Origin of the sequence: Brachybacterium paraconglomeratum (genome assembly GCF_039541415.1) — a bacterium.
Classification (GTDB): Bacteria; Actinomycetota; Actinomycetes; order Actinomycetales; family Dermabacteraceae; genus Brachybacterium; species Brachybacterium paraconglomeratum_A.
On record NZ_BAABGE010000012.1, the window covers coordinates 38,650 to 53,837 of the forward strand.

General features: G+C 71.5%; 14 protein-coding genes. 4 read left to right on the plus strand and 10 right to left on the minus strand.

Features of this window, described 5'->3' with window-relative positions; all coding sequences use genetic code 11:
• Positions 1 to 10: 10 nt before the first annotated feature.
• The 10 genes from ABD893_RS16790 to ABD893_RS16835 form a co-directional block, all read right to left on the minus strand.
• Positions 11 to 328: a hypothetical protein gene (locus ABD893_RS16790; RefSeq protein ID WP_345083100.1), complete on the minus strand. Its 318-nt coding sequence runs from the start codon at positions 326 to 328 to the stop codon at positions 11 to 13.
• Positions 329 to 601: 273 nt separating this feature from the next.
• Positions 602 to 1,750: an N-acetylglucosamine-6-phosphate deacetylase gene (locus ABD893_RS16795; protein ID WP_345083103.1), complete on the minus strand. Its 1,149-nt coding sequence runs from the start codon at positions 1,748 to 1,750 to the stop codon at positions 602 to 604.
• Positions 1,747 to 2,559, minus strand: coding sequence for a sugar isomerase domain-containing protein (locus ABD893_RS16800; protein ID WP_345083106.1), 813 nt, complete (start codon positions 2,557 to 2,559; stop codon positions 1,747 to 1,749). The genes ABD893_RS16795 and ABD893_RS16800 overlap by 4 nt, the downstream gene beginning before the upstream one ends.
• Positions 2,556 to 3,302, minus strand: coding sequence for a 6-phosphogluconolactonase (locus tag ABD893_RS16805; RefSeq protein ID WP_345083109.1), 747 nt, complete (start codon positions 3,300 to 3,302; stop codon positions 2,556 to 2,558). Before ABD893_RS16805 ends, ABD893_RS16800 begins: the two co-directional genes overlap by 4 nt.
• Positions 3,299 to 4,705: an AGE family epimerase/isomerase gene (locus ABD893_RS16810; protein WP_345083113.1), complete on the minus strand. Its 1,407-nt coding sequence runs from the start codon at positions 4,703 to 4,705 to the stop codon at positions 3,299 to 3,301. The genes ABD893_RS16805 and ABD893_RS16810 overlap by 4 nt, the downstream gene beginning before the upstream one ends.
• 233 nt (positions 4,706 to 4,938) lie before the next feature.
• Complete coding sequence (locus tag ABD893_RS16815) at positions 4,939 to 5,583, minus strand: NADPH-dependent F420 reductase (RefSeq protein ID WP_345083116.1); 645 nt, start codon at positions 5,581 to 5,583, stop codon at positions 4,939 to 4,941.
• Positions 5,580 to 7,637 carry a heavy metal translocating P-type ATPase gene (locus ABD893_RS16820; protein WP_345083119.1) on the minus strand — a complete coding sequence of 686 codons (2,058 nt, stop codon included), beginning with the start codon at positions 7,635 to 7,637 and terminating at the stop codon, positions 5,580 to 5,582. Before ABD893_RS16820 ends, ABD893_RS16815 begins: the two co-directional genes overlap by 4 nt.
• Positions 7,634 to 8,053 (minus strand): Cd(II)/Pb(II)-sensing metalloregulatory transcriptional regulator CmtR, encoded by a 420-nt coding sequence (gene cmtR, locus ABD893_RS16825; protein ID WP_345083122.1) that lies wholly within the window; start codon positions 8,051 to 8,053, stop codon positions 7,634 to 7,636. The genes ABD893_RS16820 and cmtR overlap by 4 nt, the downstream gene beginning before the upstream one ends.
• An 87-nt stretch (positions 8,054 to 8,140) precedes the next feature.
• The gene (locus tag ABD893_RS16830; RefSeq protein WP_345083125.1) at positions 8,141 to 9,196 is read right to left on the minus strand and encodes a proline racemase family protein; all 1,056 of its coding nucleotides are present in this window, start codon (positions 9,194 to 9,196) and stop codon (positions 8,141 to 8,143) included.
• Entirely contained in the window at positions 9,186 to 10,295 is a 1,110-nt protein-coding gene (locus tag ABD893_RS16835) for an alcohol dehydrogenase family protein (protein ID WP_345083128.1), read from the minus strand. The genes ABD893_RS16830 and ABD893_RS16835 overlap by 11 nt, the downstream gene beginning before the upstream one ends.
• A gap of 383 nt (positions 10,296 to 10,678) precedes the next feature.
• Between ABD893_RS16835 and ABD893_RS16840 the strand changes: the two genes are divergently transcribed.
• From ABD893_RS16840 to ABD893_RS16855, 4 genes are all read left to right on the plus strand, one after another.
• A complete protein-coding gene (locus tag ABD893_RS16840) occupies positions 10,679 to 11,989 on the plus strand; it encodes an MFS transporter (protein ID WP_345083131.1) in 1,311 nt (436 codons plus the stop codon).
• A gap of 162 nt (positions 11,990 to 12,151) precedes the next feature.
• Positions 12,152 to 13,093 carry an ABC transporter ATP-binding protein gene (locus tag ABD893_RS16845; protein WP_345083134.1) on the plus strand — a complete coding sequence of 314 codons (942 nt, stop codon included), beginning with the start codon at positions 12,152 to 12,154 and terminating at the stop codon, positions 13,091 to 13,093.
• Complete coding sequence (locus ABD893_RS16850) at positions 13,090 to 13,944, plus strand: ABC transporter permease (RefSeq protein WP_345083137.1); 855 nt, start codon at positions 13,090 to 13,092, stop codon at positions 13,942 to 13,944. The genes ABD893_RS16845 and ABD893_RS16850 overlap by 4 nt, the downstream gene beginning before the upstream one ends.
• Positions 13,941 to 15,176 (plus strand): sensor histidine kinase, encoded by a 1,236-nt coding sequence (locus ABD893_RS16855; protein WP_345083140.1) that lies wholly within the window; start codon positions 13,941 to 13,943, stop codon positions 15,174 to 15,176. The genes ABD893_RS16850 and ABD893_RS16855 overlap by 4 nt, the downstream gene beginning before the upstream one ends.
• The last annotated feature ends 12 nt before the right edge of the window (positions 15,177 to 15,188 follow it).

Sequence of the window (15,188 nt, forward strand, 5' to 3'; positions counted from 1 at the left end):
ACGCTCGGACTCAGCCCATAGTCCGCTTCCCGCGCTGGGCGGCCTTGTCCTTGAGTCCCTGCACCATGCGCCCGAGGTTCGAGGTGCTCTCGTCCTCGACCGGGGTCTCCACGAAGTCGACGATCGAGCGCATCGTCGCGACATCGATACTCGGCATCCCGCCTTCGAGCAGGGTGCCGATCCGCTGGCCGACCAGGACCTCGAGGGCGTCGGCCGCTTCGTCGCCGCGCTTCTGGCGGGTGGTCGCGAGCCGTTCCTTCAGGAGTCGCTCAGCGACCGGAGAAGCGGGAATCGGGTCGGGGTGGCCGGCGACGGTGATCTGTTCCATGGGGATCCCCTCAAGTCGTAGACCCGCTCACCGGAACGGCAGGCGCGCGGGTGCCGGGCTGCTGCGACCGGCTCACCTGCACAGTACCGGGAAGCCCCCTCCCGCCACCGATGCTTCCACGGCCGACGCCACAGCAGCAACGCTCACGAGGCCGATTACCGCCGGATAGGCGCGTCGCCCTCAGGAGGATGCACCCGTCTCCTCACATCCCCTCTCACCCCGGCGCCCGAACAGCGGCTCCGACCGAGATCCGGCGCCCTCCCTGGCGCCCGCTCATGCGGGCGTGAGCTCCGTGCCGTGCTGCCAGATGCACTGCACGGTCCCGTCGGCATCGAGCGTCACCAGGTCCGCCGGGGCGCCGACGTGCAGCGTGGTCTCGCGGCCGAGCACCGCGCCCGGGGTACGGGTGACCAGCACGAGCGCCTCCCGCAGGGACAGGCTGGTCGCGCGCAGCACGAAGCGCAGGCCCGTGGCGACGTCGGACGCCGCCCCGGCCAGCAGCTCGGTGCCCACGTGCGACAGGCGGCCGTCGGCGCTGAGCTCGACCGTTCCGCCCACCGCGGTCTCGTAGCGGCCGGGCTGCTTGCCGGCAAGCTCGGTCGCGTCGGAGACCAGGAAGGCCCGGCCGACGCCCTTGGCGCGGAGCATGACCTCGAGGGTCTCCGCAGGGAGGTGGTGCCCGTCGGCGATCAGACCGCAGGTGAGGCGGTCCTCGGCGAGCTGGGTCCACAGCGGGTTCGGGTGGCGGGCCAGCTGTGGGAAGATCCCGTTGCCGAGGTGCGTGGACAGGGTCGCCCCGGCATCGACAGCAGCGGTGAGCTGGGGACCGCTGGCGTGGGTGTGCCCCACTGCGACGTGGATCCCCAGATTCACGATGCGCGCGATCTGCGCGGGGGCATCGTCCGTATGCGGGGAGAGCGTCACGATGCCGACGGGCCCGGCCTGCTGCCAGCGGGCGGCTTCGTCGGCGTCGATCGGGCGGATCTGGGCGGCGTCGTGGACTCCGCGCGGGCCGTCCTGCGCCGAGAGGAATGGGCCTTCGACGTGGGCGAAGGGGATCGCATGGGCGAGCTGCGGTGAGGTGGCACGGGCCTCGGCGACGGCGCGCAGGGAACGGCAGATCGCCTCCTCGGAGCCGGTGATGACAGTGGGCACCCAGGTGGTGACGCCGCGCCGTGCGAGCACCGCGGTGATCTCCAGGATCCTCTCGGCGGTGACCTCCGGCCCGTTCACATCGATCCCGGCGAAGCCGTTGACCTGCAGATCGATGAGCCCCGGGGCGAGATAGGGAAGCTCCCGCCCTGCCTCCCCGGCCTCTCCGGGCGCCGCGGGCCGACGGTCGATGCGGGTGATCGCGGTGTCGATCGTGACCTCGAGCAGCTGGCCGGTGGCGGGGTCGAGCCCGCGCACGAGAGTGCTCATAGATGCTTCACCCTTCCCTTGAACCGGGCGATGAACTGGCCGTTCGCCTCGTCGCCGCCGGGCGCGTTCCCGGAGCGCCAGATCGGCGGGTCGATGCCCCGCTCGGCGAGCGCGGCGACGGTGCTCATCATCATCCAGTTCATCGCGAAGGCGCTCGCGAAGGTGGAGACCGCGCCGGTGCGCTCGGCGACCCCATCGATCTCGATCACCGCATCGCCGATGGGGACCTTGGTGTCGAGGTGCAGATCCACCACGTCGTGGAGGTTCTGCTTCGAGGGGTGGCGGGCGGGATGCTCGGGCGCAGTGGAATCGGCGTGCTCGCGGCTCGAGACGCCGATCAGAGTGCAGCCGTGCTCCTTCGCAGTGAGCGCGGCGTCGATCAGCGCGGCGTTGATCCCGTAGGCGTTGACCAGGATCAGCAGGTCGCCCTCGCCGAGCTGGTGATCCTCGATGACGATCCGGCCGTAACCGGGGGTGCGCTCGATAGCCATGGAGCGCAGCGCCCCGCTGGAGAGCAGGGTGCCCTCGTCGAGCATCGCGGAGACGTGCATGAGCCCCCCGGCGCGGAAGAACACCTCCTGCGAGGCGAGGTTCGAATGCCCGCCCGGACCGTAGACGTGCACCAGGCGGTCCCCGGCGATCTGCTCCGCGAGCAGCTCCGCGGCTTCGGTGATCGCGGCCTGCTCCTCGTCGCGGATGCGGCCCATCAGCGCGGTGATCGTCTCGAAGTACTCTGCCGCGAGCGCTGCGGGGCCAGCGGCCGCTGCGGGGCTGGCGGGCCCTGCAGTGCGGGTGGGTTCCGAGGTCATCGGGGATCTGCCTCCGCATCGACGAACAGGTGCACATCGGGATGGGTGCGCAGCGCCGTGCCGGGGTGCGCACCGGAGATCGACTGGTTCACGGTGTCGTGGACGGCCTGGCGCTTGACCGCCGCGGGGACGGAGACGACGATACGGCGCGCGTTCAGCAGCCGCGGGATCGTGACGGTGATGGCGTGGACCGGCACCGCCTCGAGGTCCGGGAAATGCCCCTCGTCGACCTGCTGCTGGCGGGAGACGGGATCGAGCTCGACCACCCGCGCGCTCAGCGGGTCCGCGAAGTCTGCGGGCGGGTCATTGAAGGCGAGGTGGCCGTTCACGCCCAGGCCGCAGAGCGTCACGTCAAAGGGCTCCTCCCCCATCGCCTCGCGATATGCCGCGGCGGCGCCCTCGGGCGCGGCGGTGACGTCGATGCGGTGGAAGGTCCGGGGCGTGACCAGGGTGAACAGTGCGTTCGCGAGCCAGTTGCCGAATCCCTGCGGGGCGTCCGGGGTCAGGCCGATGTAATCGTCCATGTGGAAGCAGTCGATCTTCGAGAAGTCGAGCCCTTCCGTGGCGGCGAGGGCTCGGAGCGTGGCGGACTGGCTGGGGGCGGCGGCGAGCATCAGGCGGGCGCTGCCGCGTTCTGCGATCGCCTCGCGCAGGATCGGGGCGGCGGCCGCGGCAGCAGCGGCGCCCATCTCCTGGCGGGTGGGGTGGGCGTGGATCTCCAGGGCGGTCTCGGCAATGCTCACGATGTCTTCTCCTCGGTCGGTGCGGGGTCGTGCTCCAGGGCGTTCAGCAGCAGGAGCGAACGGGCGATATGCATGGGGTCCTTGACGGGCAGGGCGACCACCTCATCCAGCGGACTGCCGTCGCGGCGACGGTTCTGCAGCCACTCCTGGCCGCCTGGATCCGGGAAGGTGCCCAGCGTGTACTCGCGCACCCGCTCCGCCCAGCGGGCGAGCTCCACAGAGCCGGTGCGGCGGGCGAGCAGAGCGGTCGCGTACATCGCCTCGGCATGGACCCACCAGAGCTTGGTATCCCAGGTGCGCTGCACGAGCGCCTCGTAGGGGGTCTCCAGCAGGCGGCCGACGGGCGCGCCGCCGCTCTCCCGATCCACATAGCGCAGCAGACCGCCCTCGCTCGTGTCCCAGCCCGTCTCCAGGGCCCGCAGCGCGAGGGCGGTGAGCGTGGCATCCGGCACCGCCAGCTGCGGGTGCTGGTCGCCGACGCGGACCAGCATCCACAGCAGTTCGAGCAGGTGGCCGGGCGTGACGTGCCGGGCAAGCAGGGTGTCCCGGTCCCGTGGCTGGTCGGGGCGGAACTCCCACCAGATCTCGGTGCTGAGGAAAGATGTCTCTCCACCGAGCAGTGAGTTCCGGGCACGGGTGATCACTGCGAGCACCTCATCGCTCGGCGCCGCCCGGTACAGCTCCGCGGCGACGTGGAGCAGGGTCATCGGTCCGGCGAGGTCCGTGAACCCGGCGGGGACCGGATACGGGGCGCTCTTCGCGGTCCGGTCACGGATCGAGGTCTCGGCGCCGAGCAGGGTGCGTCGCGCCTGGTTGAGCCAGCGCTCGCTGTTCTGCCCCGCAGCCGGCCCGGCGGCTGACACCGCCGCTGACACCGCTGTTGGCACCGATGCTGGCACCGCTGTTGGCACCGCTGTTGGCACCGCTGTTGGCACCGATGCTGGCACCGCTGTTGGCACCGCACCGGGCATCCCGCCGGGTGCCGTGCGCGCCGCGCCGGCGAGGCCCAGCACCGCGAACAGATCCGCGAAGACGCTGATGGCGAGCTCCCCGTCCTCGTCCGCCAGCTGCTCACCGCTCTCGCTGAGGCGGAAGCTGGTGCGGCCGTCCGGGAGGAAGCCATGGCCTACGAGGAAGTCGGCGGTCTGCAGGGAGCGCCTACGCCACAGCGCGCTGTCGCCGCTCAGCCGACCGGCCTCGATCTGCTCGGCCACCAGTGCGCAGGTCCAGGCCCAGCGGCCCTGCGACCAGGTGTATTTCTCGCGGCTGACCGGTTCCCCCCGATTGGTGAAGCAGGTGCGGACGCCCCCGAGGCGGTCGTCGGCTCCCTCCCGGTCCCACCAGCCGAGCACCTCGCGTTCGAGGTGTGGGCGCAGTTCGAGAGGTGGGCGCAGCGCGCTCATCGCACCGCCTCCTGGCTCTCCGCGACCGTCAGGCCGTTCAGGACCTCCACCACGAGGCACCCCGCGATGATCGCCCCCTCCATCACAGCCATCGTTCGTCCTCACCTGTCGGAAGCGCTGAAGAACCACACTGCCATGCAACCGATTGCAAGTGAGGGCGTCCAAGCATTGTTACCGAAACGTGACCGTAGGGTCATCCCCGGGTCGAGCGCCGAGGCCTCGCGGCGGACTCCTCACCGAGGTTCGGCGTGGGCGATGTTCGCAGCCAGCTCCTCACGGGTCTGGCCGAGGTGTGCGTTCCAGGCCGGCTGCCCTGGCGCGGTGCGCCAGGCCTGATCCAAGGGGCTGTTGTCCACGGTGTCGAACCCGAGCTCGTCATACAGCTCTGTCACCCGATCGACCGCCTCGGGGTGGTCGCTCGAGACGGACAGTGCATGCCGGCCGGGAGTTCCGGCTGGTCGGGCGAGGTGGAACAGCCGTGGCGCCTGGATGTGGGTGAAGGCCTTGGCGACCTTCGAGGTGGGCGGCTGCTCCTGGCGCAGCTCGTGCTCGGTCTTCTCCCCGGAGTACACGGCGGGGTAGGCCCCGTCGCGCCAGGGCACGTAGTTGTTGGTGTCCAGCACGATCTTCCCCGCGAGCTGGGCGGTGGGCATGTTGTTCACCAGCATCAGGGGCACGGCGATGATGACGAGCTCCCCCGCTTCGGCGGCTCCGGCCGCCGTCGCGGCACGCGCCGAGGGGCCGAGCTCGTCGATCAGGGAGGCGAGGGTCTCCGGTCCGCGGGAGTTGGCGATGACGACCTGGTGGCCGTGCGTGATCACGGCCCGGGCCAGCTGGCTGCCCACCTCGCCCGCGCCGATGATGCCGATGATGGTCATGTCGCTCCTCCGCGGCCTGTCAGCAATCGCGGGCGAACGGCCCTCCGCGGGCGGGCGGCACCCCTCTCCCCCGTGATGACCCGCGTGCGCGCAGCACGCATGCCGTTGGCGATGACCACCACCTCGGCCACCTCATGGATCAGCACCACTGCGGCCAGGCCCAGCACCCCGAACAGCGCCAAGGGAAAGAGCACGACGATGATCACGAGAGCGAGGGCGATGTTCCCGGTCATGATCCGTCGGCCGCGGCGGGCATGCGCGAGCGCGACAGGCAGCTGACGCAGCTCGGTGCCGGTGAAGACGACGTCGGCCGATTCCACGGCGGCGGCCGCGCCGGTGACGCCGATGGCGATCCCCACCGTTGCCGAGGCGAGGGCCGGCGCGTCATTGATGCCGTCGCCGACCATCGCCGTCGGCGCCTCCGCGGACAGCCGACGGATATGGGCGGCCTTGTCGGCAGGCAGCTGCTCGGCGTGGACCTCGTCGATCCCCGCCTCCCGGGCGATGGCACGAGCGGTGAGGGTGTTGTCACCGGTGAGCATCACGGTGCGGATACCTTGCACATGCAGGGCAGCGACCATCTCGGCGGCGTCGGGCCTCAGCTCGTCACGCACCCCGAGCACCCCGATCACGAGGCCGTCCTCCTCGACCATGATCAGGCTCATCCCGTGCGAGGCCATCTCCTCGGCGCGAACGGCGAGGTCACCGGGGACGATCCAGCGCGGACTGCCCACTCGGATCTCCCGACCGGCGACCTGACCGGTGATGCCGTGTCCCGGGGCCTCCTGGACCTCCGTCGCCTCCGCGGCGGCCGCTCCCGTGGCGTCGGCCGCTGCGAGAACGGCAGCGGCCAGCGGGTGGGAGCTGGCGGCCTCCAGTGCTGCGGCGAGCACGAGGACCTCCTCCTCGCAGCGGCCTCCCACGGTCGCCACCGCAACGACCCGCGGCTCGTTGCGGGTGAGCGTCCCGGTCTTGTCCAACGCGACGGTGCGGATGGTGCCGAGCTGCTCGACGGCGACCCCGGACTTGATCACGACGCCGAGCTTGCTCGCCGAGCCGATGGAGGAGATCACGGTGACCGGCACCGCGATCGCCATGGCGCAGGGCGAGGCGGCGACCAGCACCACCAGCGCCCGCTCGACCCAGAGGCCGGGGTCGCCTGTGAGCACGCCGAACAGCGCGATCAGCGCGGAGACCACGAGCACGACCGGCACCAGGGGCCGGGCGATCCGGTCGGCCAGGCGCGCCCGCTCTCCCTTGGCGGCGTGGGCCTGATCGACCAGGCGCACGATCTGGGTGAGCGAGTTGTCGCGGCCGTCGGAGGTGGCGCGCAAGGTCAGGGAGCCGGAGCCGTTCAGGGAGCCGGCGTGCACTGCGTCTCCGGGGCCCATCTCGACCGGGATCGACTCGCCGGTGATCGCGGAGGTGTCGAGCCAGGAGCGGCCGGAAATGATCACACCGTCCGTCGCGACCCGGTCGCCGGCGCCGAGCAGGAGCAGGTCATCGGCGCGCAGCTCGGCGGCGGGGATGAGCTCGGGACCGGCGGGTCGGGACACGCGAGCGGTCTCGGGGATGAGGGCGAGCAGGGAGCGCAGGCCCTGCTTCGCGCGGTCCATCGAGCGGTCCTCGAGAGCTTCAGCCAGGGAGAACAGGAAGGCGAGCGCGGCGGCTTCCCCGACATGGCCCAGCAGCACCGCGCCGAGGGCCGCGATCGTCATCAGCAGGCCGACGCCGAGCCGGCTGCGGCCGCGGCCCTGGACCAGTCGGCGCAGGGTGCCGGGCACGAAGGTCCAGGCGCCGGCGGCGAGCGCCAGGACGTGCGCGATCAGCGCGGGGAGGTCCGTTCCTGCCCAGCCCAGCAGCAGGCCGGCGACCCACAGCACCCCGGCGGTAAGCGGGAGGGCCAGGGAGCGGTCCTGCCACCAGGGGGTGGGCTGCTCGACCTCGAGCACGGCAGAGGGGACGGCCGGGGCCACGGTCCCGCAGCAGGCGTCCTCGACGACCGGCGCGGGCGGCGCCTCCGTCACGACCGGGCCGCAGCAGTCGTCGCTCATCGGGAGACCACGCCAGCCTCGGCGGCCCTGAGGTGCTCGGCGGTCTCAAGGGAATCGGAAGCCGCAGCAGTCGCATCGCAGCACGGGGGGACGGTGCAGTTCTCGTCGAGGCAGGGCGCACCGTCGTCGACGGCGAGCACGGTCTCGACGAGGGCCCCCAGCGTCGCGGTGAGGTGGGCGTCGGCGATCTCGTACCGGGTGCGTCGGCCCTCGGGGGTGGCGACCACGATCCCGCAGTCGCGCAGGCAGGCCAGGTGGTTGGAGACGTTGGTGCGGGTCAGATCCAGCTCCGCGGCGAGGGCGGCCGGATAACCGGGCTCCTCGAGCAGGGACAGCAGGATCCGGGAGCGGGTGGGGTCGGCCATCGCGCGGCCCAGCCGGTTCATCACGTCGAGACGGGAGGCTCTGGTCAGCATGCAGTGACTATACAGCGCACGCTGACCTCTCCGTGGCCGCTTCGACGTGGTCCCGCCCGGTCGCGAAGCGAGCATCGCCTCATCGCCTCAGGGCCCCAGCAGCCCCTCCAGATCGGAGGCGTCCACCAGTGGGTCGTCCAGATCCACGGTGAGCTTCGAACGGGCCATCAGCCGCGCCGAGCCGGTGGTGGTTGAGTTCCAGGCGGGGAAGTCCCCCACGTCGGTCTGCCCGAGCACGGTGCCGATGAAACGGTTGCCGCGCGGGGAGATCGTCTCCAGCGTGTCCCCCGGCCCGAGCACTCCGTCACCGGCCAGCAGCGCGAGTCGCGCGGAGGTGCCGGTCCCGGTCGGGCTGCGACAGATCACGCCCGGGTGCACGTAGGTCGCCGAACGGGACTCGACGCTGCCATCCTCGAGGGTGCGCACCCGACCCATGAAGTGGACGAAGGGCAGCGGGCCCACATCCCCCAGCGACGGATGCTCCTGGCGGAGCCCCGGCCGGGCGGCGCGCACGAACGCGTCCCCGAAGGCGGCGAGTGCGATCTGCTCGTCGGCCGTGAGCTCGAAGCCGTGCGCGGCGGCGGAGATCATCGCGTAGTAGGCGCCGCTCCACACCAGATCGAATCCCACCGGCCCGTACTCGGGGACCTCGATCGTGAGCCCCCGCTCGGCGACGAAGGCGGGCTCACCCTGGGTGGTGATCTGTTCGACCCGCCCGTCGGCGGTGCGAGCGGTGATCCGGGCGAGGCCCGATGGGGACTCCAGGGTGATCTGCTGCTCCCCGCCGTGACCCCCGCCCTGCGCCCCGCCCGTCATCTCGATCATCCCGCTCTCGAGCAGGGCGGTCGCGACGCAGATCGTGTTGGAGCCGGAGTACAGGGGGTAGCCCATCGCTTCCATGATGATGTACCCCGCCTGGGCCTCGGGATGACGCGGCGCCACGATCAGGTCCACCGACATCGCGGGGTCTCCGTAGGGCTCCGAGAGCAGCAGCCGGCGCAGCCCGTCCCCTTCCCGCTGCAGGTAGCGGGCCTGCTCGAGGACGCTGTCGCCGGGCAGCTCCTTGATCCCGGCGGTGACCACGCGGCTCACGTCCCCGCCGGACTGGGTGTCGATCAGGGTGATGCTGCGTTCACGGCGCATGGGGCGCTCCGACCGTGTCCCAGTGGCGGTCCGGGACCACCACCAGCTTGCCGATGTAGGTCTTGGCCTGGAAGGCGCGCTGGGCCTCGTGCAGCGCGGAGAGGCGGAAGGTGCGGTCCAGCAGCGGCCGGATCTGCCCGGTCTCGATATAGCCGAGGAGCCGACGGAACGCGGCGCGGGTGCCCTGCGAGGAGCCGTGCAGCTCGAGGTGCTTGAGGTACATCGTGCGCAGGTCCAGCTGCACCACCGGCCCGCCGATCGCGCCGGCGGTCGTATACCGGCCCTCGGGGCGCAGGAGCCGCAGCAGGTCGTTGAACAGGGGCCCGGCGACCAGATCGGCGACCACGTCGATCGGCCCGTCGGCCACCCGGGCAACCTCCGCGACCAGGTCCGCGTCTTCCCGCAGCACCACCTCCTCGGCGCCGATCTCGCGCAGCGCCTGCTCCTTGCCGGCGCTGGTGACCGCGTAGGGGATCGCGCCCCGCACCCGAGCCAGCTGCAGCAGCGCGGAGCCGACGCCGCCGGACGCACCGGTGATCAGGATCCGCTCCCCCTCGACCAGGCGAGCCCGGTCCAGCATCCGCTCGGCGGTGAGATAGGCGCAGCAGAAGGTCGCCAGCTCCGCGTCGGTGAGGTCGGCGGTGATCTCGTGGGCGTTCTCCGCCGGCACCGCGACGTACTCGGCGTAGCCACCGTCGCGACCGTGGCCGATGTAGTCGATGTCGGCCAGGGAGTCATCGCCCTCGGGGCGGTGGTAGAGGCTGAAGTCGACCATCACCCGCTGGCCGATCCGGCGGGCGGGGATCCCGCCGCCGACGGCCGCGATGCGGCCCACGATGTCCGCGCCCTGGATGCGGGGGAACGCGAGGGTGGGGCGGCCGCGCCGCCAGCTGGAGATCTCCGATGGGTCGGTGTCGCTGCCGTAGGCACCCTCACGCACCCAGATATCGGTGTTGTTCATGCCGCAGGCGTGGACGTCGATCAGCACCTCTCCCGGTGCGGGGCTGGGGGTGCGGGCCTCGCGGGTGTGGACCAGCTGGTCCAGACCGCCGTGGCCCATCAGCCGCATCGCCTGCATGCGGGTCGGGATCGCCGCCATCGGGGCCCCTCCTGTCGATCGGGGCGCATGAGCCCGCGCTCGCGCCGCCCGGGGCCAGCGTGGCAGTGCAGAACGATTCAGGTCCAGGGGGCCGCCCTCCACCAGGACTACCCGGAGGTACCCCCTCTGAGCTGTCGCCTGGGACGCGACCAGGCGACAGCTGGGAGGGGATACCGGAGAGTAGCCCCGCGGCAGAGTAGCCCCGCGGCTGAGCAGCCCCGCGGCGCGCGACAGGGCTGGGCAGAACGGAGGCGACACGCGCATGACGACTGCGTCGCTCACCTTCCCTGGCCCCGACCGCACTCCCGCCTCTACGATCAAGGGGTACTCACCGCTTCCAGCGTCGGCAGCGAATCCCACCCGATCCCCGCGCCGGAGCTGTTTTGACCTCGCATCCCATCCCTTCGCCCGCGCCGCGCTCCCCGGCGCCGGGCTCCCCGACGTCGGGCCCGTCCACCCCCACGTCCTCCGCGCCGCTGTCCCCCGGCCGGCTGCGCCTGGTGATCCTGGCGATGTCGCTGGGCGCCTTCGCGATCGGCACCACCGAGTTCGCGAGCATGGGACTGCTGCCGCAGATCGCCCGCGACCTCGAGGTGTCCATCCCCCAGGCCGGAATGCTCATCACCCTGTACGCGCTCGGAGTGGTGGTGGGTGCGCCGCTGGTGACGATCGCGGCGGTGCGGATCCCGCGCGCCCGACTGCTGGTGCTGCTGATCGGCCTGATCGGGCTCGGGAACCTGCTCTCGGCGATGGCCCCGGACTTCACGACGCTGGCGGTCGCCCGCTTCGTCGCCGGGCTCCCCCACGGCGCCTATTTCGGAGTCGCCTCGCTGGTCGCCTCCCGTCTCTCCCCTCCCGGCCGCCGTGCCCGGTCGGTGTCTCTGGTGATGCTGGGGCTGACGATCGCGACCATGATCGGGGTGCCGGCTTCGACGGCGCTCGGCCAGATCGTGGGCTGGCGTTCGGCGTACGTGATCGTGGTGGTGATCGCCGCGGCGACCACACTGGCCATCTGGCGCCTGGTGCCCGAACCTGAGGGCGCCGGCTCGACCAGCTCGATCCGCGGGGAGCTCGGTGCGCTCCGCCGCGCCCAGGTGTGGTTCGCTCTCGGCATCGGCTCGATCGGCTTCGGCGGCATGTTCGCGGTGTACAGCTACATCGGCGAGATCGTCCCCGGCGTGATGGGCCTCGGCGAGCGCGCCGTGCCGCTCGCGCTGTTCGTCTTCGGTCTCGGCATGACGCTCGGGAACCTGCTCGCAGGGCGTCTTGCTGACCGCAGCATCTACGGCACCATCTTCTTCGGCCTGACCGGCATGGCGATCAGCCTCGCCGTGTTCGGCCTGGTCGCCCAGAACGCGATCGCCGGGATCCTCCTCCTGCTCGCCATCGCCGTGACCTCCCAGATGATGGGCCCCTCGCTGCAGCTGTTCCTGCTGGACGCCTCCCCGGACGCCCCGTCGCTGGCCGCTGCCCTGCACCACTCGGCGCTGAACATCGGCAACTCCCTCGGCGCTGCGCTCGGCGCGGGCGTGCTCGCCGCCGGCTGGGGCCTGCTCGCCCCGGCGTGGACCGGCGTGGTGCTGGCCGTGCTGGGCCTGGGGATCGCCGGCTGGTCGTACGCGGTGCACCGCCGCCAGCAGACGCGGGCCGCAGCAGAGGTGCCGCACATGGCCGAGGTCCCCGCTCCCTGCTGAGCAGGCCGATCCTCAGACGACGCTCGCGGGCTCCCGCAGGGAGGCGGCGCGCCCGCTGAGCATGTGTACCCCGGTACTGGTCAGTGCCGGAAGTCCGCACCGCAGACCGATGTGCGGGATGCGCGAGCGCCCGTAGCGTCGGCCAGGACGAAAGGTGCTCACATGATCCGGGTTCACGCCCTCACGAAGCAGTACGGCAAGAAGGTGGCGGTCGACGGGATCGACTTCACCATCGCACCCGGAACGGTGACCGGCTTCCTCGGCCCCAATGGTGCCGGGAAGTCGACGACGATGCGGATGATCATGGGGTTGGACCGCCCCACCAGCGGCACGGCGACGGTCAACGGTACGGCCTACCGCGACCTCGCCGCGCCGCTGCACGAGGTGGGAGCGCTGCTGGATGCCCGCGCCGCGCATCGCGGCCGCAGCGCATACAAGCACCTGCTCGCCCTGGCCGCCACCCACCGCATCCCCACCGCCCGGGTGCACGAGGTGATCGGGCTGGCCGGACTCGAGTCCGTGGCGCACAAGCGCGTCGGCGGATTCTCGCTCGGGATGGGGCAGCGCCTGGGCATCGCGGCAGCGCTGCTCGGCGACCCGCAGACGGTCATCCTCGACGAGCCGGTCAACGGTCTGGACCCCGAGGGGATCCTCTGGATCCGCGCGCTGCTGCGTCAGCTCGCCGCCGAGGGACGCACGGTGATGCTCTCCTCGCACCTGATGAGCGAGATGACCCAGACCGCCGATCACCTCATCGTCATCGGGCGCGGCAGGATCCGCGCCGACGGGCCGATGCGCGAGGTCATCTCCGGCGCCACCCGCACCCTGGTCCGGGCCCGCTCCCATGACGGGCCGGAGCTGACCGCCGCGGTGAGATCCTCTGAGGTCTCTGCTGGAGTCGCCGTCTCGCACACGGCCGACGGCGCCGTCGAGATCTCAGGGCTGACCGCTGAACAGGTGGCCGGCATCGCCGCCACCGCGGGCGTGGTCCTGTTCGAGCTCACCACCCTTGAGGGTTCCCTCGAAGAGGCCTACCTGTCCCTCACGGCGGACGCCGCCGAGTACCGCGCGGTCACCGCCGCAGCGGAAGGAATCACGCGATGACCACCTTCGACCCTGCGACCAGCACGATTCAGCACAGCGCTGCACTCGCCCGTCGGCCCTCCTTCGGCGACGCCCTGCGCTCGGAATGGATCAAGCTGCTCAGCCTGCCCTCGGCCGTCCTGGCACTTATCGGGATCTTCGCCGTCGGCCTCGGCGGCAGCCTGTTCCTCGGCGCCACCCTGGAATCCTCCGGGGTCCCGTCGGTCCCATCGCTCGAGCGGACGATCGGGGACGTGACCATCCCGATGGTGGTGCTCGGCCAGATCATCGCCGGGATTCTCGGGGTCATGTCCGTCGGCGCGGAGTACTCCTCCGGCTCGATCCAGACCACCCTGATGGCGGCGCCGACGCGGCTGCGCGTGCTGTGGGCGAAGGCGTCCGTGCAGTTCATCGCCGTGACCGCCACTGCGCTGGTCACCGTGTTCGGGGCGTGGGCCGCGACCTACCCCTTCTATGTGAAGCACGGCCTGGAGGCTCCGCTCAACGGCCAGGGGGTGCTGGTGGCGCTGCTCGGTGCCGCGGCTTATCTCGGCATGTGCGCGGTGGTCGGCGTGGGCATCGGGATGCTGGTGCGCTCGACCACCGTCGGCGCGATCCTCATCTTCGCTGCGACCCTGCTGGGTCCGATCCTCGCCTCCGCGCTCCCCTACAGCCTGCTCTCGCGCGTCGCCCGGGTGACCCTGCTCGGCAATGCCGGAGACACCATGGCGCGGGTCGAGACCCCCGGCGGTCCGTTCCTCGACATCTGGAACGGGCACATCAGCACCGCTGCGGGTTGGCTGATCGTCTCGATCTGGGTGGTGCTCGCGCTGGCGGCGGGAGCGATCGCCCTGCAGAATCGCGACGCATGAGCACCCCTCCAGACGCGGACCGGCTCCTCACCACCCCTGTGGTGCGGTGGGGCCGGACCGACGTCGTGATCCTGCCGGCCTACCTGCTGCTCGCGATCGCGCTGGGGTTCCTCTCCCTCGAGTCGTCTCTGCGCGCGCCGGCGTGGGCGATCATGCTGCTGGGACTGGCCGGGGTCACCACCGTGCTGGTCCGGCCCCGGCATCCCGGCGCGGCGTTCACGGCGATGCTCGTGCTGCTGCCGCTCACGGCCGCGGTGGGCAGCATGGCCGAAGCATTCTTGGTGCTGCCTGCGCTGTATCGCGCCGGGGTGACCCGCAGCGCCCGTCAAGCGTGGGCATGCTTCGGCCTCACGTCCGTGGTCGCGGTGATCGCCGCACTGGTGCTCGCCCTGCGCACACGGCTCGGTCCGCCGCTGCTGGGCCTGGCCCCGCGGGCCGCGGTCGAGGATTGGCCGCTGGACTGGTTCAGCCTCACGCTCCTCTTCCTCGCCTTCACGCTGATCACAGCCCTGCTGGGGATCAACATCGGGCACCGCCGGCGGCACATCGCCGCGCTGGTCGAGCGCGCCGAGCAGATGAAGCGTGAGCGTGACCAGCAGGCGAGCATCGCCGCGGCGCTGGAACGGGAGCGCATCGCCCGCGAGATGCACGACGTCATCGCGCACTCCCTGTCGGTGATGATCGCCCTGGCCGACGGCGCTGAGGCCTCCGCCTCGCAGCACCCTGAGGAGTCGCAGCGGGCGATCGGTCGAGTCGCAGAGACAGGGCGGCGCACCCTCGGTGAGGTGCGCCGGCTGCTCGGACCGGTGCGCGGTCTGGAGGGTTCTGGGCAATCCTCGCTGCCGGCAACCCTCGGGGTCGAGGAGCTTCCCGCACTGGTGGAGGAGTTCCGGGCGGCGGGCCTGCCGGTACGGCTGGAGTGCCGCGGGGAGCTGGATCCGGGCGCGGTCATCGGCCTGACGATCTACCGGATCGTGCAGGAATCGCTCACCAATGTACTGCGTCACGCGCGCGAGGTGCGGGGCGTGCTGGTGCGGATCCTGATCGGGGCGGACGAGGTGACGATCCTGGTCGAGGACACCTCGGCGCCGGCTCTTCCCGCCACCGATCCGGGACGCGGCCTGGTCGGCATCCGGGAACGGGCCGCCTTCTACGATGGGCACGTCACAGCCGGCCCTCGCGCCGGCGGCGGGTGGCGGGTGGCGGTGCGTCTGCCCGCCGAGAACCGATGAGCGAGGAGACTG